Genomic DNA, 19,977 nt, shown 5'->3' on the forward strand with positions numbered 1-19,977 from the left:
AGCGGTCAGGATGTTATGGCACTTCTTCGACCGCATCCGACAGTCTCTGTTTGGCGATCACGTCTTCGTAGATGGTGAGAATTGCCCGTAGTGAAATAGCGTGCGTGTAGCGGCTCTGAAATTCCTGATAGGCATTCTGCCCTAACCGCTCTTGGTTTAGCCTGTTCTCCCTGAAGTTTCGAATTACCCGGCAAAGATCTCCACTGTCGCCTGTTCGAAATAAAAGCCCGGTATGATTGTCTTTAACGATTTCGTTCAGGTTCTGCTGATCAGAGCAGATAATGGGAGTACCCGTTGCAAATGCCTCAAGGATTACGGTCGGTAACCCTTCATACCAAAGCGAGGGAACTAGCAGAGCACGGCAGCGTTTGAGCGCTTCCAGCACAACCGAGCGCGGTTGCTGGCCCCTGTAGCGAATGGTAGACGTGTGCTCCGAAGCTTGTATCACGTCAGAAACCAATGGGCCGTCGCCAATGATATCAATCGAAAAACCATCCGTTTCGGCGGCATTTAGCAACACCCCTATGCCCTTCTCGAACGTCAGGCGGCCTATGTACAGAAAAAAGTCATCTCTATCTTGTGGATTTACATAACCCGCATCAGCCACGAAATTAGGCTTGACACTCAGTTGATCCGGCCGAAGCAGTAATGAAGAAAGATGTATTTTTTGACGGGCAAAGTCTGTAACGACTACAAAACGATCCACCCGTTGCCATAGGCCCGTTAATTTATGAAGCAACGTAATGGCCGATAAATGAGCTGACTGCGCTTTAGAATTTCTGAAACAGGCATTTCGAACGCCCGGCAACGCAACCAGTTTGGTCAGACACTGCTCACAGGGAATCTTTCCCTCCCGCATGAGCAGCCCGTTAATGCAGACCAGCCGGTAATTATGGAGCGTCATGACCACCGGAATGTTCCGTTTTTTCGCGGCCCAAATTACAGCTGCGGAAGCGGTGTAAAATAAATTGTGAATGTGAACAACGTCCGGACTGAATTGCCGAATGGCCAGATCGAGCCGTTTGGCCGATTGCCGGTTAAAAAATGATTGGATTGCCGAACGGGTATTTCCTAGCATTGTTCCATCAAACTGATCGTTGGTGAAGATCAACGTTTCGACAGATATGCCATTCTCGCGCAGTAAATCAACTTCCTGTTCAAAAATAACGTCTTCTCCGCCCCGCTGCTGGTAATAGTTGTGAATCAATAATACGCGCATAATCAGGTTGTATGATACTAGGCCTGCCGGGTTCAGGCATTGAGCTAGTGAAGCCAGGAAATGGTTAGAACCGTCGAAGAAGCTGTGTACTGTAAGTCAGCAGTTTATTATACACCCGGACCGGAATACTGAACTTCCATCGAAATTGACGACCATAGTCCGGATGCACTTGTACTTGTTGAGGAAGGATGAAATGTTGCTGCTCCCCGTTATCCAGAACGGGCTTATACCGGTCATATACGACCTCGGTGGTTGAGTCGGGTGAATCAACGCCAATATTGATTGTTTTGGAAACAGTTGGATAGATGGTATATCCACCAAGGCTGAATTCATTGTAACACAACCGAATATCCCAGGCATCAATGGCGAGGTTCTTGGCGCGTTTTAACATGCGTACTCTGTCGCTTCCACCCGCATTGAATTGCTTGCGGGCCTCGGGGCTGCTCATAAATTCGTCGAAATCCGTCAACTCCCAATCGACCTGTTGCCAACGGTCTGCCCAGATTGCCCATCCCCACGCACAGGTTCGCTGAAAGAAATAGCCATCTGCCGTATACCCTGCCGGACGCTTGAACGGGAATGTGTACCCACCAACGGAAAAGACATCGGCATTCTCCGCATATTGAGCCAGACTTTGGTTCATGAATTCCAGAAAATTAGGAGTGGTCACAATATCATCTTCAAGAACAATCACAGCCGGATGTCGCGTTAGCACCTGTGTCACACCGGCTATGATGGAGTTGGCACACCCAATGTTGGTTTCACTGTAAATCCGCTGCACAGATTTAAACCCGCTAATGGTATCAACCACCGCCTGTACTAACTTCACCTTCGCCACTTCGTCATCGCACCGAGGACCATCCACAAAAACATACAAATCCGTTTCAGAAGCTAGTCTGTTGGCCATCAGAGCCGCCAGCGTTTGCTTTAGTTCATGAGGGCGTTTGAAGGCAAAAAGTACGACGGGGGCAGACATTGAATTAGTTACAGACAGGTGAAAAGTATAGAAGGCTCCTTAGACTTGATTCCGAACACGGTAGCGATAAAGCCCTTTTAAAAAATAGAAGACGAACAAACTGTTCGTTGTGGCGTACCGCCCGATTAACCGGCGAGGCTCCTGAACAAGTCGGTAAACCCATTCCAATCCGCTGCGCTGCAACCAGCGAGGGGCGCGTTTCTGAGCGCCCACCAGTACGGGCAACGCTCCGCCAATGCCTAAGAGGACCGCTGAGATACGGGTCGATACAGAAGCCATCCATTTTTCCTGTTTAGGACAACCCAGTGATACGAACACAATGGAAGCGCCTGATGCATTAATGTCGGCAATCACTTGTTGCTCCTCTCTTGAAGAAAGGGCTCGAAATGGTGGGGAATGCATACCTGCTACGGTCAGCGTGGGATGACGCTCAGCACAGAAAACACGGCATTTTTCCAGGATAGATACTGTAGACCCGTAGAAATAAACAGAGAGTTGATTTCGGTCGGCTTCTTCAAGTAGCAAGGGCAGTACATCCAGACCCGTTATCCGGTCCTGCCGAACTCGATAGAAAGCCTGTAATGTCCAAAGCAGTGGTACTCCGTCGGGCGTTACCCAGGCACTCTTATTAACAGCGTCGGCAAAGGCGGCATCTTTGACCGCTTCAATTACCATATGGACATTAGCAAAGCAGCAGTAAGCAGCTTTACGTTGCCGGGCTACGCTAATCACGTTCTGGATAAAGGTTTTGTATGGGAGAAGGGTTAACTCCAAACTAATCGCTAGTTTGCGTTCCGGTTCTTGTTCGGGTCTCCATGACTGACTTGCCACCGGTGATGATTGCTGCACCCGATGTATTGTATTAAACATAACTGCATCAGGAAGCCGGTTAGGTAGATGTAGCCGATAGCGCACCTGGCATAAAGGAGTACATCATCTTCTTCCCTTGACCTTAGACGGCCATCAATAAAATAAGTAACCTCATCAACTAATTAGAGTAATAACGTAAATTAGAATGGTGAATCCTTATTCTTAAACCGTTGCTATTCATCTCCAGATTCAATCGAGATAATGGAGCCAGGCAAGTCAGCCCATTTACTCGCGAACACCCCCATCAACAGGAAGCCGCACCAGATTGTCAATCTGGTGCGGCTTCCTGTTGATGGGGGTGTTTAATCTATTTAGTTTTTATGGCCTTTCGCTGTTGGGCTTCCAGACGATCTATTCGTTTCTGTTGCTCAATTACGTGAAGAGTAAGTTCTTCATTCTTCTTTACCAAAATGGCCAGAAGGGTTGTCAAGTCCATTCCTTCTTTCACCATTTCACCAGCGCTCGGTACGTCTGGCAAATGGTTATACTGCTGAATGTACTTCTCCGTTTCAGGTAGTGATCGAAGCTGATAGCCTTCCGCAAACACATAATCGGCCCACTGCCGCTCAGATGCTGGCTTAACCCGCATAGCCAGTGCCGATAACTGACCGGATAGGGTTACATCGCCCTGATCATTTACAGTCAAAAATTTAGTTGTCGTTGCGGCCGAGGCAGGCGAGCCAGCGGTTAGATTGGTCAAGCGTAAACCGCTGCGTCCATCTATACCCGCCGTCAACTCCAGCCTATTTTGAGGTGTCGATGTGCCAATACCAACGTTGACATTGTGACCCAATACCAAGGCGTTACTGCACAAGACACGGGCATTGGCGCCAATGGCCGTTGCATTAGATAATTTTGTACCGGAACCAAGGGCATTAGCCCCCAAAAAGGTGTTGTCTTCGCCATCTGTCAAATCAAAACCGGCATTAGGGCCGATAATCAAATTGCGACGCCCACGCTCATTACGCTGACCGGCGTTGTAGCCGATAAACACGTTGTCGTCCCCATCGATATTTAGCTTCCCGGCTTCATAACCGATGAATGTATTGTGACTGCCAGACGTATTGGGAAAACCTGCTTTATAACCAAAATACGTATTGTACGAACCCGTAGTGTTAGCTTGCCCGGCCTGGCTCCCCATGAAGGTATTAAACGTCCCGCCTATGACAGCGCTGGTACTCTGCCCGATAAACAAATTAGTGGTGCCATTAGCCGATTGAAAACTCACAACCTGATTATCAGGCGTTATAATCTGACTCTGTGCAACGACTTGTCCTACACAACAACTCAGAAAAATAAATGAACACGTTAAGGATAATTTCATACAAAGAGAAGTTATGGATTACAAAGCAATATTCGTTCCCAACTCCTTATTCATCCTAATTTTTAGTCACTTTTTTATGATATTATAGCCTGACGAGTTACTTTTTGATTTGATCAATGGGCATCTATGCACTTAGTGATCAACTAATTAAATTCTACAAACTAACCACCTGACCAAATTATCCGTCTAATAAACAATTGAATTTTTAATAAATCAGAGCCGACACTTCTGTAACTTTACATACGTCAAACGAAGTATCCGTTTCTGCACGTCCGGACTATGAAGCTTCTCTCCAACTTACCCGCTTTTATTGGTGCTGGCCTGTTGGCTACTGTGCTCAATAGCTGCGCACCAACATTTACTACGGCTTATCGACTGGAACCCGTTTCTGGCGATATAGTTACTATTGATGGGCGGCCCGTTACGAAAGCTGAGCAGAATGGCATAGGCGTAGTTGCCTCATTCGAGCGGGAAGATATGGAGTTTGTTACCCTGGATGTCGAAGTAAAAAATCGCACCAACCATCCCATTGAGGTTAACCCGGCAGATTTCTATTTTACTGGCCTTGACGCGGCTCAGGACACGCTAACGGACCCAACCAACGCAGGCCTTGCCCTTTCGCGCAGAGCCGCAGACCCGACTTACGAAGCAGGACGTATGGGCTTAAAGCGTAAACTGGAAGAAAAGCGGCTTAAAAAGGCAAAAGTCTTTAATACGATCCTGATGGTTGCACTCGTCGCCAGTGATGTTTCCTCTTCCTCAAAAAGCCGTACGTATAGCGAATACATAGGCAATCGAGCAGCTCATGGTATTGGCTATCAGGGGCTGGCCGTTAAACGAGCTATAGACTACAGTACCTTCGCCGACCGAATGCAACGATACGATTACGAAGAATACCGCTGGCGCGAGCTGGCCCTCAAAACAAATACAGTTGAAGCCGGAGAATCGGTACGCGGATTCGTTTATTTGCCCAAAGTGGCGGGAGCCCGCTATCTGGCGGTTAACTATACTATTCCTGAGCAGGCAAGCGTGTCGCTATTATTCAAACAGGAGTTGATTCAGGAGAAAAAGGGGCGTCGACGTCGGTAAGCTAACTAGCTTATAAGCCCGGTTGCAGGTTGACCGAACCCAACCCTCAAGCTAAAAAACGAATTACCAATCATCTTCATCCTCTTCAAAAGCCTGTTGTGCCCGTTGCAATTCCAGCAGTGTCTTTTGCTTATTTTGAATTCTAGCCAACGCAATTCCTTTTTCATATAATTTGGCAGCCCTCTCCCGCTCTTCCAGTTCAGCGTACAATGCCGCTGCGTGGTAATAAGTTGGCAGGTAATCCGGATGTTCGGTCAATAGCTTGTCAAAATACAACCGCGCCTGCGCTGGTTGAACGGCTATGTATTCTATCGCCAGCGCGTAAATATTGAATGGCTCGTTAGGTTCCTCCTGTACAAATCGAATTAATTGTTGGATACGTTCGTTATTCATACGTGCAAGAAAATTAGTATGCATGCATACTTTTATTTAAGACTATTTGTACTTTTGAATCATAAAAGTAATGAATAACGGGTAGTGCCTGATGGCTGGTTCCAAAGTGGAACAACCAACCACGGGTGTTACCCCCCCAACATCAACTACAAAACCCCAACAAGTATGAAAATTTTAGTGTGTGTGACGAGTGTGCCCGACACCACCACCAAAATTACTTTCACGGATAACAACACCAAATTAAATAAAGCTGGTGTAACCTTCATTACTGGGCCTTACGACGATTATGCATTGGCGCGGGCGGTTGAACTGAAAGAAAAAACAGGTGCCACCATCACAGTCCTCAACGTAGGCGAAGCGGATTCCGAACCTGTCATTCGTAAATGCCTCGCCATTGGTGCAGACGATGCCATTCGCGTGAATGCAGAACCCACCGATGCTTACTTTGTAGCTGAGCAAATTGCCGCCATCGCCAAAGAAAATAGCTACGACTTGATTCTTATGGGTCGTGAATCCATCGATTACAATGGCGGACAAGTACACGGCATTGTAGGAGAAATGCTTGGTATTCCGTCCATTTCACCGGTTATGCTGCTCGACCTGGATGGTGACACAGCTAAAATCACCCGTGAGATTGAAGGGGGTAAAGAGAGTCTGGAAGCCAAATTACCGTTAGTACTCGGCTGTCAGGAACCCATTGCCGAGTGGAAAATCCCGAACATGCGGGGAATCATGACCGCCCGAACAAAGCCGCTCAAGGTTGTAGAACCAACTGGAACTGATAAGTTGAGCGCAGTTGCCAGTTATGAGTTACCTGCTCCACGGGGTGCGGTGAAAATGATTCCTGCTGATGCAGCCGAAACACTCATTCAACTCCTGCACACCGAAGCAAAAGTCATTTAATAACTTCTGGCTTTCAGTACACTACACTATCTCGGCCTGACTAAGGAGCCGGAGTCTGAAAGCCCTAAACCGAACATATTATTATGTCAGTCCTCATATTTGCTGAATTAGACGAAGGTAAATTAAAGAAGTCCTCTCAGGAAGCTATTTATTACGGCGCCAAAGTGGCCGAAATGACAGGTACGTCAGCAACGGCCATCATTATTGGCGCAGCAAACGATACCGAACTGGCCTCTGCCGGTAGATTTGGCGCTACGAAAGTACTTCATGCGGCAGATGCCAAACTAAACGAACCTAACGGTATGGCCTACGCTACCGTTGTAGCAACGGCAGCGCAGCAGGAAGGCAGTAAGGTTATTGTTCTGGCTAAATCATCCCTAGCCGACGCTATGACAGCCCGTTTGGCGGGTAAACTGAAAGCGGGTTTAGCAGCCAATGTCGTCGAATTACCCAATGTCTCGAATGGATTTGTTGTTAAAAGCAGCATTTATACGGGTAAAGCTTTTGCCTTTAATGACCTAAAAGCGGACATCAAAATTCTGGCGATCAAAAAGAACACCATTACGCCGGAAGAGAAAGATGCATCAGCCCCGGTCGAAGTGTTTACCCCCGCCCTCAATGAGGCCGACTTCGTCATTTCAGTTAAAAACACTGAAAAATCGTCGGGAGATATTCTGCTACCGGAAGCTGATTTCGTTGTATCGGCTGGGCGTGGCTTAAAAGGTCCCGAAAACTGGAGTATTGTTGAAGATTTAGCGAAAGCGCTTCATGCGGCAACGGCCTGCTCAAAGCCGGTATCGGACCTCGACTGGCGCCCTCACTCCGAACACGTAGGGCAAACAGGATTAAAGATCAGTCCTAATTTATACATTGCCTGTGGTATTTCAGGAGCTATTCAACACTTAGCGGGCGTAAACTCATCGAAGGTGATTGTTGTTATTAATAAGGACGCTGATGCACCATTTTTCAAGTCGGCAGATTACGGCATTGTTGGTGATGTTTTCGACGTACTGCCCCGCCTGACCAAGGCAGTGCAGGCCCTATAGTTCAGAAGTCATAGAGTCAGAATACGTACGTATGATAGACTTCCTATTTTTACTTACAACTTAAGGCTTTATGACTTACGACTTTTTGTTAATTTCGCATCGTGGATAAGATTAAGCTGGAAATACTAGGACTTTCGCCCAGCCAGTCGCAATCAGGCTCGTTTGCGTTGGTATTAGGAGAGGAATATGGCAACCGCCGGTTGCCGATCATCATTGGCATGTTCGAAGCGCAGGCCATTGCTATCGAAATAGAAAAGATTGTGCCAAACAGGCCAATGACCCATGACTTGTTCAAGCAATTTGCAGAACAATTCAAATTTACGGTCCGTGAAATCATGATCTCCGATCTGCGCGAAGGTATTTTCTTTGCTAAAATCGTTTGTTTTGATGGCGTTCGCGAATCGGTCATTGATGCTCGGCCATCTGATGCCATCGCTATTGGCATTCGCTTCGATGTTCCGATCTATACTAATGAATCTATTTTATCTGAAGCAGGTATCACGGCCAGCGGTACAGATGAAGAGGAAGAACAGGAAGAGTTAGTTCGGTCATCGAGCCGTCCATCAACACGATCATTCGGCGATCAGCTCAAAAATGCAACGTCTGAAGAGTTACAACGCATGCTCGAAGAAGCCCTTGGTAACGAGGAGTACGAACGGGCGGCAAAGATTCGTGATGAAATGAGTAAGCGTAATTAATTTAATTAGTCTATTAGCAAAATAGCCATCCTTATAGGGATGGCTATTTTGCTATTTTCTTTTCTGTTTTCGAATGACCAACTCCCGATAACCGAATGTTGGATCAGGCTCCCGTGTATAATTGAGATCAGGAAACGTACCAATTACTAACTCGGCGGTGGTGTACACTTTACACCCATCCAGTAAATGCCCGCCAATTGTACGCCCTGTTGAGTCGGAAACTGACAGGTGAATATGGCTACCCGTCATGGAGAGCGTACCCACCAGAGAAACTATCTCAAAATGCCCTTTCCATTCACTGGCATTGTCCTGATTGGCTAGTCGCAGTGTTACATCTGTCAAGCTCCCCACACAGGTCAGCACAGCACCTGCCCCGATTCGCTCTTGCTGAACAATAGCTTCCAGCGCTTTCTTTAAATCCTGCCCCGGCTTTAGTCGTATCGAGTAGGTCTGCATAGTAGCTGACGCTACAGGGGCATAACTGGTCACTGGCTGTGATTTGGCATCAGACATAACAATAACGAGTTGAAAAAGAATTAGCAACAGTATCTTCTGAAGGTTACTCATTAGCCTTTTATCGCTGTATACGACATATTTGACATAAAAAAACCGGGAGCGTTGGCCCCCGGTTTTTTTATGTTCATTACTGATTACTCAACACCAAATACGCCAGTTGAACGACGACCGCTGTTACCAGCCCGACCGCGTGTTGCTTTTCTAGGTGCTGGTGGTGCTAATAACTTAGCCTTCTGATCATCTGTCAATGGCTTCAGATCAGTGATCGAGTAGGTGTTATCGCTGATCGTTGTGTTGAAGCTACCAACTGGTTGCTCAGGCTGCCCGTTAGCAGGCAATTTCGTAACAGTGAATACTGCGCGGAAGTATTGAACCTGCGGACGAACACGACGACCTTTGAAACGAATGGCGTTGCCACTTTCGATCTTAGCTTTCTCTGCCTGGAGCTGTTGAGCCAGGCTACCTGGCAATTCACTCAGGTTAAGAATTACCGTATTCGTATCGAACTCAACCGTACTGTTTGCCAATGCACGGTTTAGACCGCGATAGCGAAGACGCGTAACGGTGTCTCCAACTGAAGTAACGGTACCATTACAATAACAAACGTTGGCCACTTCACGGGTGTATGGCGTACGATAGTATACTTCAAGACGCTCCAGCTTGTGACGGAATTTCGTTTCAACAATCGAAGGCCGTGGGCGGATGCTCGCGAAACTCGTTGTAGCAACTTCACTCATACAGGTACCGCACTTAGCTACTTGCTTATTGTGAACAGTAACATAGTAGAAACCTGGTGTGATTTGACCACCTGAGAAATAGCTGGTTGGGAATGGCAGCGACAGATCCGTTGTGTTCTCTACCTGAGCAATCACTTGATCTGTTGCACCGGCAACTACTGAATCTGCGCGGTAATACAAACGAGCCGTGAACGTTTCGTTCTTCGGATTTGGGGTCGTACTACGCCAGCTAATTACTGGAGCCGTAGCAGCGGTGTTAACCGGAGCCGACTGTTGAGCGTTTGTACTATCAACGAAAGACAACGAAGCACCTTTAAGCGAAGCACCGTTAAACTGAACGCTTAACTCAGGAATCTGCTCACAAGTTGGGCAGGTAACAGGAGCCTTAGGAATAAGTTTCTTTTGAACGAACCCTTTCCGAAGCGCAATACCTGCACTGAACCCACCGTGTTTACGCTTAAATTCATACAGCTGGTCATCAACACCATTGATAATCAGGTAATTCAGCTGAGTGATAAATCCTTGTCCCTGAATACCGATATTCCAGTTGTTACGCAATGGGAAGAAGATAGCAGCAGACCCTAACGCACCTAAATGATAAAGACGCGAACTTGGGTTAACCGACCGGATCAAGCCACCGCCTTCAACAAATGAAGGAACACCGTTTGGCAGTGTAATTGTCGACGGAGTGAACGCGGTGATCGTTGCCGCTTCTGTACGGAATAGACCACCACGAGCACCTAACTCGATGAAAGTCGTTGCGTCTGGATTGCGACGGCTGCGTGCCAGCGTAAAGGTGAGAACAGGTCCAACCGTTAGGAACATATCTTCCGATGCCCGCTGACGAATGGTTACCTGATCATTCGTAAAGCCCCGTGCGTTAGCCAGGCCGTACAAGTAGTCCCGATAAACACTCCGGGTAATATAGTTTTGATACCCAAAAGCTGCACCGATACCAAAACGGAGTCGACGGGTAGCTGGGGTCAAAAAGTAATCTATGTTAGCCGTAAGGTTGAAACCAGCACCGTTATAAAGCGTTTTATCACGCTTGTTAGGGCCAAAAGTATTCTCCCATGTACCACAATAGGCAAAATTAGGCCCTGCAAAAAGACCTACCCGCCAGGGAGATTGACGCCGTACTAAGATAAACGTTTGAAAGGTTGTATCGCAGTCGTCTAGCTCAGCAACATCACTAGCCTGCGCTTTGAAGTCGCTTCGTTTGAGAGTATCGGTGTAAACACCTTTACCAAGGCGATAGATCTTCTCGCGCTCGTAGTTGCCCCTGGGGGCAGTTGTTGATGGACTTACTGTTGCGGGTTGAACCCGGACTGTGTCAGCCTGTTGAGCAAGGCTAACAGAAGGTATTGCAAAACTTAGCAACACGAGTCCAGCCAGCATCCTCATGGGGTGTTGTTGGATAAATGTTCGCATATTTATTGGGTTAATTTGACGCAATGTTTCCGACTAAACTTTTAATCTTCCAAATATGGCTATGGAAATTTAGGCAACGGCCAATCCACCAGCCCAGTGGATTTTTAAGTCTTGTTCTGAAAATCAGTCATTGTGAGTGATGTTAAATAATTTATAATCACATCTATGACTAACTTCCGACACAAATGTTTTTCAGAAGTAACTTTTTTTCATCAGGCTATCTGAAAAACGCCATTATCCTTAGCTTGAGGTCAACAAATTTGACCGGCCATATAGGTCATTCGCTGAACAAAATCAGTTAATGTCCCAACAATCCACCTTTTTTCTGCAATGTTAAGACTGAATTGCAAAAATCAATTCACCATTCGACTTTTTTTTCAAAAGCTGCTACCACGTAATAAATAGTAAATTGACTCATAACGCTATTAAATCGGGTGTTTAGGCTCAACAATCCAAAATCAGTTTACTTTACCACAATATTACTCATTCGTTGACATTGTGTTCAAAAACTGCTGAACTTTTTATTGTTTGTCAATAATAGGAAGAATACTAGGATAAAAAAACAATTCTTACATATGGTCTGAAACAAAGGCCAAAACCATGACATTTTATTATTTCTTCTCCGATTACTACTATTATCGTAATTCTACCAGGCAATATTCAGACGGGTCAGTCTGCAATTCTTAATTAAAAAACCATAGCCGTCTTTGTCCTGAGTCTGAAAGTTACTGGTTTTCGTTCTGACAAGTTTTGTAAAATAGTTAAACCTGTTTTGAGACTACACGAGCTATGGACCTCTAAAGGCAAGTACATTAGTATATATATTTACCTTGAACTACTTTCCATCCTTTAACTCAAAGACAATTACATGATGATGATGGTACAAATACTCTGTATAGTGAGCAAAACCCTTAGGAATCTCTCTTCCGGTTTTAATCAAAGCTTAAGTCAGTTACTTTAAAAAGATTTTTTAGAACCACTCAATCAATTATTTATCTTAAAATAGAAAAGTTTTTAATTCAGACGTTACGTCAAACTAGTTGTGAACGCAAGCAGTAGTATCGTCCGGAAGATGCGGTCAGAACACCTTCCATCCGCCTTTGCCATCTATATACAAGCGTGGTATTAACGGTCCGGATTCGCTAGAAATGTAATTACGTTTGACAAGTTCGAACGCCCTTCTACTCGTTGATTCCTACTCTGATAGATGTTTGAATCAGATTAGTAGCACATTTAGCGATAATCTTACCGCTAAATGCTACAATTTGCCCCTCACAATGGATTATATTTTTTCCTGCCCGGATCAATGCAGCAGTTGCAGTAACAATATCTCCCAGACGAGCAGCATGAAGAAAGTCAACAGTTAAATTGATTGATGTGTAAGCATACTCGCGGCCAAGGGAATAAACCATAGCCCCTATCAGATCATCCAGAATAGCCGATGCAGCGCCCCCATGCAGCACACCTGCCGGATTCGTCATCTCTTCACGTACTTCAAAGTCGGCTACTAACCGGCCATAGTCTGCTGCTTTGATCCTGCCGTTCAACCACTTGCCTAAGGGTGATGGGCTATCGTTCATACTTTCTCCAATTTTGGAGCGAAAGAACTCCAAACGAGGGTTTGTAATTTCGTTCATAATAGGCAAAAATAGCATTTAACTAAGTCAAACGTCCGAAAGGTGCTATAATATCTGTACTTTATTGGGAGTTTTTCAAGAGTTGTACTACTTTTGGGCGTTTTTAATGCGCCTACGAAAATACGTCACATGAATTATACGCTTACGCAAATACCCGAACGAGCCCTGAAACCCCGTCAAAGTGGTTTGACAATGGTTATGGATAAAGGGTTAAGCCTTCGGGAAGTAGAGGATTTTCTATCTGTCTCTGCTGATCATACAGATATCGTTAAGTTAGGTTGGGCAACTTCATTCGTTACACCTAAACTCAAAGAAAAGCTGGCTATTTACCGGGAAGCCGGTATCCCTGTCTATTTTGGCGGGACATTATTCGAAGCTTTTGTGGTACGAAAGCAATTCGATGAATACCGAAAGCTACTGGATCGGTATGAGATGAATTATGCTGAGGTATCTGATGGGTCGATTGACATGACTCAGGATGATAAGTGCGAATACATCCGCAAACTAGCCACTCAGGTCACTGTTTTATCGGAGGTGGGGTCAAAAGATGAAGCAAAGATCATACCTCCATACAAATGGATCCAACTGATGAAAGCCGAACTTGAGGCAGGAGCTTGGAAAGTTATTGGCGAAGCCCGTGAAGGTGGTACAGTTGGTTTATTCCGATCCAGCGGTGAAGTTCGCCAAGGTCTGGTCGAAGAAATTTTGACCCAAGTGCCTTTTGAGAGCATCCTATGGGAGGCCCCACAGAAAGAGCAGCAGGTTTGGTTCGTCAAGCTCCTTGGTGCCAATGTCAACCTCGGGAACATTGCCCCTCATGAAGTGATCCCTCTGGAAACGATCCGGTTAGGGCTTCGTGGAGATACCTTTTCTCATTTTTTAGATAAGGAATAACCACCTTGACTCAAGCCAGCGAATTGCATTCATCTGCTCGCTACGGCACGTCTGGATGTTAGCTCACAACTCCTTTTACATGGACATTATAAAATCGTTACTTGATTTTTTGCTTCATCTCGACCGTTATCTCGATTTGTGGGCAAACGAATATGGCGTGTTGCTATACGCCATTCTCTTCCTGATCATCTTTACGGAGACGGGCCTTATTTTTATGCCGTTGCTACCCGGCGATTCGCTGTTGTTTGCCGCCGGTGCGCTGGCGGCTCGCCCCACCAATGAACTTAGCGTTTGGGTTATTATCCCACTTCTCATCGTAGCTGCTCTTCTGGGAGACAATGTCAATTACTTTGTGGGTAAATTCTTAGGAACGAGAATTAAGTCCCGCGAGCGAATTTTATTCTTCAAGCGGGAATACATTGCTGAAACGGAGAAGTTTTATGCCAAATATGGCGGACGCACTGTCATTATAGCCCGATTTATTCCCATCGTGCGCACAATTGCTCCTTTTGTTGCCGGTGCCGGTAGCATGAGTTACAGTACGTACATCAAATTCTGTGTCATTGGGGCCATTCTGTGGGTAACCAGCATCTCGTTGTTGGGTTATTTCTTTGGCAACTTTCCCGTAGTTCAGAAGAACTTTGAATTAGTCGTATTTGGCATTGTTGGCCTATCCATACTCCCGATTATTTTCGAGTTCGTTAAGAAAAAAATGCGGTAAGATTCCGCTTTACTGTCCTTTATTCAGCTATGCCATTGCTTTTGCGGTGGCATAGTCTTTTTAAATCAATTCCCATGAATCGTTACGGCCTGATCGGCTTTCCACTCACGCACTCCTTTTCAAAACGGTACTTCACTGAAAAGTTTATCCGTGAAAATATTTTAGACAGCCAGTATGAGCTATTCGAAATGCCGGATATTTCGGCTTTACCTGATTTGCTTGCCACACCCGGTCTACGGGGCTTAAACGTTACTATTCCGCATAAACAGGCCGTTCTAACTTACTTAAACCGGGTAGATCCATCAGCCGAAAAAATTGGGGCGGTTAATGTTATCAAGTTTGAAGCCGATGGCTCGCGAACAGGCTATAATTCGGATTATTATGGCTTTCGGCAATCACTGACCGACTGGCTTACTACCCTCACGCGCAATACAGAAGGTTTACAGGCTTTGGTTTTGGGTACAGGTGGAGCTTCAAAAGCCGTAACGGTTGCCTTAACCGATCTGGGTATCTCCTTCCAATATGTGTCGCGTACGAAAGCAGCCAATACCCTGACCTATGATGACCTCCCGGAAATATTGACTGATTACGAATTGATTATTAACGGCTCCCCAGTTGGTACATATCCCCATATCGATGCAGCACCTGCCATTCCCTATACCCAGCTAACCGAACGACATATGCTTTATGATCTGGTGTACAATCCTGCCGAAACAACCTTTATGCGACTTGGCCGCCAGCATGGTGCAGCTGTTCATAATGGATTGCGCATGCTCGAACTTCAGGCCGAAAAAGCCTGGGAAATCTGGCAGGAGTAACTTTGTGAATCACTTGATTTTTTTACCCAGTTCTAAACATCCAATAAAATGCCTCTTTTAGTATTCGCTACTATAACCGCTCGGCCTGGTGCCGAAAGCCGTCTTAAAAATGCCCTGCATGAACTCGTTCAGGAAGTAAGAACGGAAGCAGCCTGCCAGCTTTATGAGTTATACCAAAGCACCGAGCACCCGGAACGCTTTATCATGCACGAACGCTGGGACGACGAGGCTGGTCTGCTGGCACACAGCCAGATGCCGCACATGAAGGCTTTCGGCGAAAAAGCCAAAGACTGGCTGGCAAGCCCGGCTGAGTTGACAAAAGTAACCGTCTAACTAATTCGTTCAGAGGCATTTATAGGCATATCTCACTCATCCGATTCTCGTCCATAACAAATACATTAAAGTCTACCTGACCACGAATGCCCTGCACTAATCCACTCTGATTATGTTGCCAGAGGTACAGTTTATCCGGGTTGTAACTGCGTAAATGACTGGCAGAATAGTCGGCGATCCAGAGGGGGTAATCATCCAGATTGCCCTTGATGTATCGTCGATATAGATTGCCATTGGTGTATATGATTGGCCGAGCCTGATAATGTTCTTCGATCGTTTGGAGCCACAAGCGCAATCCATTCACGATGGTTTCGTCACTTTGGCCATTGACCACTTCAAAGTCGACGACCGGGGCAAAATCGCCTTCGCTCAGTTCTACATTTCGAATAAAGTTATTGGCTTGCTTAAGCGGATCGCGGGTGGGATGGTAAAAATGATAAGCTCCCCGCCGAAGAGCTGATTTCTTAGCTTCCCGCCAGTTCTTTTTGAAATGTTTATCGGCCAAAGTGGCCCCCTCTGTCGCTTTTATAAAGACAAACTGTAGCCGAACGCCATACGCTTCCATCTTTCGGACCTTTGCCCAGTCAATGCGGTCATTATGACGTGAAACATCGATACCATGAATACCATAGCGCATGGGTAACCGAATACCGAACGCCTGAATAAATTGCCAGTCCAAATTATCCGGCCGACGCCATTTGACTACCCAAATTGTGATCAATACCAACAGAATTCCTGCAATCCAAAGGCCATAGCGTCGAGCAATGAGATTGAAAAGAACTCGGTTTTTCATGCATCTAGTTAATTAATACCTCAAAAATACAGTTTTAGCGGTGAACATCCTGAACATAAAGAAGCCCTCTACTTGCGCGGAGGGCTTCTTTGACTATTTATCAACTAAACAAATTAATCGTGGCCTTCCAGCTTAACCAGTTTGTTGTATAGGCCAAGTAATAAGAAGGGAGCCGCCCACTGCCCTACGAATAAGCTCCGATCCCGCTTATTTGTGGATTGCAAATAGAGCGAAACGCCCATAGAGCCTAAAGCAGCCCATAAAAACAGATCAGATGGTAGTTTGGCGGTTTGCTCTTCAATCGCTGTTGCAACTGGTCCTTCTGTGTGTTCCGGATTGTCGTTTTTTTGCTTTGCCATAACGCTAAGTGTTTGAATTAGTAACATACTTCTAACTCAGCAATGAATAGGAAGGTTTTATCACTATCGAGTAAGTCGAATATTGTGAGTAAACAGTCCTTCCAGTTATATCCTTACATTAAAAACCCGTTTTGCCTGGTACCAGGCAAAACGGGTTTTTAATGTAAGGATTATCAGCTTTTACTTATTTGGCTGAGGTGTAGTTCGTAGGTAAGGCTTTACGAACGTCACCCCCTTTGGAAACTTAGACTCTAGTTGATCGTTTGTTACAGCCGGCGTTACAATCACATCGTCACCCTCCTGCCAATCAGCCGGCGTAGCAACCTGATAATCAGCCGTTAGCTGTAACGAATCAATCACCCGGATCAATTCATTGAAATTCCGCCCAGTCGAGGCCGGATAAGTAAGCGTCAGTTTGACTTTTTTGTCTGGTCCAATGACAAACACAGAGCGTACGGTTGCTTTCTCGCTGGCATTGGGGTGAATCATGTCATAAAGCGTAGCTACAACGCGGTCAGGGTCCGCAATGATCGGGAAGTTAACCTCCGAACCCGTCACGTCTTTGATATCGGGCGTCCAGCGATTATGGGATTCCAGGTCATCAACCGATACCGCAATCACTTTCACGTTACGTTTCCCAAACTCGTCCTTTAGTAACGCAGTTCTGCCTAACTCGGTGGTGCAAACAGGTGTAAAATCGGCTGGGTGCGAAAACAGCATACCCCAGGAATTACCTAACCATTCATGAAAGTGTATATGGCCTTGTGTTGTGTCGGCCTCAAAATCAGGGGCAATATCTCCTAAACGAAGTGACATAAGTGAGTGGTTTTATTAGTCAATAAAGTCTATCTGGTTAATATAGTACCTTAATAAGGGAAAACCGGCGTTCAGGCCGGTTTAATAAGCAAACCTAAAGAACATTTTTCGAGTTCGCAATAGTCTGCATAAGGGTCTTCAGACTTTAAATCAGTTTGTCTTCAACAGCCATTCTAACCAGTTCAGCCGCGTTGCGCACTTGCAGTCTGCGCATCATGTTGGCTCGGTGGTTATCTACCGTTCGAACACTAAGCTGAAGTTTTTCGGCAATTTCGCGGCTGCTCATGCCGTCGACCAGAAATTGAAGTATTTCTTTCTCTTTATTTGATAGCTTGGATTGCCGCTCGGCCCGACCATGACGGTCCCCTTTCTTGAGTTGCTGCATATAGCCACTCAAAATAATTGAGGCTACCGGAGAACTGTAATATTTTTCGCCGGCGGCAATGGTACGAATGGCTTTTATCATTTCATCGGACGATGAATCCTTCAGAATATAGCCATAGGCTCCAGCCTCTACCGATTTTAGGATGTAGTCTTCATTGTTATGCATGGAGAGCATAAGCACCCGTACATTCTTATATAGACGACTAACTACCTGAGTCGTTTGAATACCTGACATGCCTGGAAGCGAAATATCCATCAAAATCAGGTCAGGCAAAAGACTAGGATCAGGCTGAAGCACCTTAAGTTTGTCGAGTGCTTCTTCGCCGTCATTGGCTTCGTCAATAATTTCTAATCCATCGGCTTGTTCGAGCAATAGTCGAATACCGTCACGAACGATTGAGTGATCGTCCACCAACATTAATCTAGTAGGTGTCATGGGGCGCAAAATGCGTTTTATAAGGGATACTTATCTGTATTTTGGTGCCTTTACCGAGTACAGATTGGAGTTTGAATTTGCCGTTAAGCAGTTTTGTTCGTTCCTGTATGTTTTGTAAACCTTGCGAAGGGGGGCGTAGTTCTAAAACAGGGGAAGTATCATCATTTATTTCTGATTTTTTTATCGATGATTGACCATTTTCGGGGTTTTTTCGGGGAATTTTAAAGCCTTGCCCGTTGTCTGCTATAACCAGTTGTAGGGTCGTACCCCGATCATTCAGCTCAATATGAATATGAGATGGTTTACCGTGTCGAATAGCATTACTTACAGCTTCCTGCGTAACCCGATACAACATTATTTCCACGTTTTTATTTAAACGGGACATCTCAGGCGCAAAGTTGGTTTCGAACGTTACGTCCAGCGATTCACTTCTGTCCTGTTCGGCAATCATTTTTATAGCCGGTATCACCCCAAAATCGCTAAGAACGCTGGGCATCAAGTTATTAGAGATAGTCCTCGTTTCCTGAATTGTTTGGGTAACCAATGTTTTTAACGTCTTTAAATTTTTTGAATGGGGAGTCGTTCCTGCAGCGTCTGTGGGAGTCGTTCTGGCTAAAGTAGCTTCAAGTCCTTCAATTTGAAGCTTGATAGCCGTCAGCATTTGCCCTAGTCCATCATGCAGTTCGCGTGACAGACGTTTGCGCTCTTCTTCCTGACCGGCAATCAGATAGGAGGTTCTAAGCTTTTGCTCATCAATCTCTTTTTGGTATTGAAGTTTGGTAGCCTCAAATAATTTTTGACGAGTTTCCTTTAAAGATCGATTCGCGTTCATCAATTTTTTGTTGGCAGCCGTCGTTTGGCTTTCCGCTTCAACGAGCTGAGCGAACGTCTGCCGAAGCTTTTTAGCCGCTGGCCTGAAAATCAGGAAACCTATACCAATCAGAACTACTACTGTAAATATATAGAGATATAACTCTATCGACTGAAGTGTTGTTAACTTAGCTCTCAACTCTCCATTGTACTCGCGCACGATATGGTCCATTTCCTCCAGGAATGGTTTTTCATTCGCCAGTATCAATTTTATGCTCGCCTGAATACCGGGTTGCTTTACGGCCTCGAAATCCTGCAAGCGCATTAATTGATGCGCACTTTTACGAAAAGCTTCAAATTCCGGTCGAATACCCTCGTAGAGCCGCTGCACCGTATCGGAGTTTTTTATCGACACTCGCGGATAGTCTGCTTCACCTCTACGGACTTGTATGTGATACCGCTCAAAAACGGGAAATACCTGCCTTAAGGCGGTCACGTTTTCAGAAAAGTTTTCTTTTTCGCCCGGGTCTGCTATTTGAAGAACCTGTTTAACAATCTGCTGGCTTTGATGCCGCTGTAAGGCGGCATACCGGATCACCCATAGTTCATCCTGCACGGCACGGAGCCGCCATTGCGTAAGCCCCTGCCCTACCGTTAGTAATACGGCGAGAATGATGAGCAGGGTTAAGTACAAGCGGGTAAACCGAACGGGAATTACCGAGCCATCTTTTGTGTTATCGATGCGAGTATCAGACACGAGTAGCGTAGTCGATG

At 45.7% G+C, this 19,977-nt stretch carries 21 protein-coding genes; 8 read left to right on the top strand and 13 right to left on the bottom strand.

The window, feature by feature from the left end:
- Positions 1 to 13 precede the first annotated feature (13 nt).
- The 4 genes from ACYVJM_RS18770 to ACYVJM_RS18785 form a co-directional block, all read right to left on the bottom strand.
- Entirely contained in the window at positions 14 to 1,219 is a 1,206-nt protein-coding gene (locus ACYVJM_RS18770; RefSeq protein WP_461149765.1) for a glycosyltransferase family 4 protein, read from the bottom strand.
- Between the two features lie 64 nt (positions 1,220 to 1,283).
- A complete protein-coding gene (locus ACYVJM_RS18775; protein ID WP_461149766.1) occupies positions 1,284 to 2,195 on the bottom strand; it encodes a glycosyltransferase family protein in 912 nt (303 codons plus the stop codon).
- A 39-nt stretch (positions 2,196 to 2,234) separates the two neighbouring features.
- Positions 2,235 to 2,969, bottom strand: coding sequence for a WecB/TagA/CpsF family glycosyltransferase (locus tag ACYVJM_RS18780; RefSeq protein WP_461149767.1), 735 nt, complete (start codon positions 2,967 to 2,969; stop codon positions 2,235 to 2,237).
- A 403-nt stretch (positions 2,970 to 3,372) separates the two neighbouring features.
- The gene (locus ACYVJM_RS18785; RefSeq protein ID WP_461149768.1) at positions 3,373 to 4,389 is read right to left on the bottom strand and encodes a hypothetical protein; all 1,017 of its coding nucleotides are present in this window, start codon (positions 4,387 to 4,389) and stop codon (positions 3,373 to 3,375) included.
- Between the two features lie 279 nt (positions 4,390 to 4,668).
- Between ACYVJM_RS18785 and ACYVJM_RS18790 the strand changes: the two genes are divergently transcribed.
- Positions 4,669 to 5,478: a hypothetical protein gene (locus tag ACYVJM_RS18790; RefSeq protein WP_461149769.1), complete on the top strand. Its 810-nt coding sequence runs from the start codon at positions 4,669 to 4,671 to the stop codon at positions 5,476 to 5,478.
- A gap of 63 nt (positions 5,479 to 5,541) precedes the next feature.
- Here the strand turns inward: ACYVJM_RS18790 and ACYVJM_RS18795 are convergent, their stop codons facing one another.
- On the bottom strand, positions 5,542 to 5,871 hold the full coding sequence (locus tag ACYVJM_RS18795) for a tetratricopeptide repeat protein (protein WP_461149770.1): 330 nt from the start codon (positions 5,869 to 5,871) through the stop codon (positions 5,542 to 5,544).
- Positions 5,872 to 6,036: 165 nt separating this feature from the next.
- Here ACYVJM_RS18795 and ACYVJM_RS18800 point away from each other — a divergent pair, with 165 nt between their 5' ends.
- From ACYVJM_RS18800 to ACYVJM_RS18810, 3 genes are all read left to right on the top strand, one after another.
- The gene (locus ACYVJM_RS18800; protein WP_461149771.1) at positions 6,037 to 6,774 is read left to right on the top strand and encodes an electron transfer flavoprotein subunit beta/FixA family protein; all 738 of its coding nucleotides are present in this window, start codon (positions 6,037 to 6,039) and stop codon (positions 6,772 to 6,774) included.
- A gap of 83 nt (positions 6,775 to 6,857) precedes the next feature.
- A complete protein-coding gene (locus ACYVJM_RS18805) occupies positions 6,858 to 7,820 on the top strand; it encodes an electron transfer flavoprotein subunit alpha/FixB family protein (RefSeq protein ID WP_461149772.1) in 963 nt (320 codons plus the stop codon).
- 101 nt (positions 7,821 to 7,921) lie between these two features.
- On the top strand, positions 7,922 to 8,518 hold the full coding sequence (locus ACYVJM_RS18810) for a bifunctional nuclease family protein (protein ID WP_461149773.1): 597 nt from the start codon (positions 7,922 to 7,924) through the stop codon (positions 8,516 to 8,518).
- Between the two features lie 51 nt (positions 8,519 to 8,569).
- Here the strand turns inward: ACYVJM_RS18810 and ACYVJM_RS18815 are convergent, their stop codons facing one another.
- The 3 genes from ACYVJM_RS18815 to ACYVJM_RS18825 all read right to left on the bottom strand — a co-directional run bounded on the left by ACYVJM_RS18815 (position 8,570) and on the right by ACYVJM_RS18825 (position 12,839).
- On the bottom strand, positions 8,570 to 9,031 hold the full coding sequence (locus ACYVJM_RS18815) for a PPC domain-containing DNA-binding protein (protein ID WP_461149774.1): 462 nt from the start codon (positions 9,029 to 9,031) through the stop codon (positions 8,570 to 8,572).
- A gap of 137 nt (positions 9,032 to 9,168) precedes the next feature.
- Positions 9,169 to 11,169, bottom strand: a complete 2,001-nt coding sequence (locus tag ACYVJM_RS18820; RefSeq protein WP_461149965.1) for a hypothetical protein — start codon at positions 11,167 to 11,169, stop codon at positions 9,169 to 9,171.
- Between the two features lie 1,214 nt (positions 11,170 to 12,383).
- The gene (locus ACYVJM_RS18825) at positions 12,384 to 12,839 is read right to left on the bottom strand and encodes a PaaI family thioesterase (RefSeq protein ID WP_461149775.1); all 456 of its coding nucleotides are present in this window, start codon (positions 12,837 to 12,839) and stop codon (positions 12,384 to 12,386) included.
- A 129-nt stretch (positions 12,840 to 12,968) separates the two neighbouring features.
- Here ACYVJM_RS18825 and ACYVJM_RS18830 point away from each other — a divergent pair, with 129 nt between their 5' ends.
- The 4 genes from ACYVJM_RS18830 (at position 12,969) to ACYVJM_RS18845 (ending at position 15,605) form a co-directional block, all read left to right on the top strand.
- On the top strand, positions 12,969 to 13,733 hold the full coding sequence (locus ACYVJM_RS18830; protein ID WP_461149776.1) for a phosphosulfolactate synthase: 765 nt from the start codon (positions 12,969 to 12,971) through the stop codon (positions 13,731 to 13,733).
- A gap of 79 nt (positions 13,734 to 13,812) precedes the next feature.
- Positions 13,813 to 14,454 (top strand): DedA family protein, encoded by a 642-nt coding sequence (locus ACYVJM_RS18835; protein ID WP_461149777.1) that lies wholly within the window; start codon positions 13,813 to 13,815, stop codon positions 14,452 to 14,454.
- 74 nt (positions 14,455 to 14,528) lie between these two features.
- Entirely contained in the window at positions 14,529 to 15,272 is a 744-nt protein-coding gene (locus tag ACYVJM_RS18840) for a shikimate dehydrogenase family protein (protein ID WP_461149778.1), read from the top strand.
- Between the two features lie 48 nt (positions 15,273 to 15,320).
- A complete protein-coding gene (locus tag ACYVJM_RS18845) occupies positions 15,321 to 15,605 on the top strand; it encodes a putative quinol monooxygenase (protein WP_461149779.1) in 285 nt (94 codons plus the stop codon).
- 19 nt (positions 15,606 to 15,624) lie between these two features.
- Here ACYVJM_RS18845 and ACYVJM_RS18850 read toward each other — a convergent pair whose 3' ends face one another.
- The 5 genes from ACYVJM_RS18850 to ACYVJM_RS18870 form a co-directional block, all read right to left on the bottom strand.
- A complete protein-coding gene (locus ACYVJM_RS18850; RefSeq protein ID WP_461149780.1) occupies positions 15,625 to 16,398 on the bottom strand; it encodes a glycoside hydrolase family 25 protein in 774 nt (257 codons plus the stop codon).
- Positions 16,399 to 16,511: 113 nt separating this feature from the next.
- A complete protein-coding gene (locus tag ACYVJM_RS18855) occupies positions 16,512 to 16,757 on the bottom strand; it encodes a hypothetical protein (RefSeq protein ID WP_012925317.1) in 246 nt (81 codons plus the stop codon).
- A gap of 180 nt (positions 16,758 to 16,937) precedes the next feature.
- Positions 16,938 to 17,573, bottom strand: coding sequence for a peroxiredoxin (locus ACYVJM_RS18860; RefSeq protein WP_461149781.1), 636 nt, complete (start codon positions 17,571 to 17,573; stop codon positions 16,938 to 16,940).
- 145 nt (positions 17,574 to 17,718) lie between these two features.
- Positions 17,719 to 18,375 carry a response regulator transcription factor gene (locus ACYVJM_RS18865; RefSeq protein ID WP_461149966.1) on the bottom strand — a complete coding sequence of 219 codons (657 nt, stop codon included), beginning with the start codon at positions 18,373 to 18,375 and terminating at the stop codon, positions 17,719 to 17,721.
- Between the two features lie 4 nt (positions 18,376 to 18,379).
- The gene (locus ACYVJM_RS18870; protein WP_461149967.1) at positions 18,380 to 19,960 is read right to left on the bottom strand and encodes a sensor histidine kinase; all 1,581 of its coding nucleotides are present in this window, start codon (positions 19,958 to 19,960) and stop codon (positions 18,380 to 18,382) included.
- Positions 19,961 to 19,977: the final 17 nt, after the last annotated feature.

It is taken from the genome of Spirosoma pulveris (assembly GCF_054781875.1).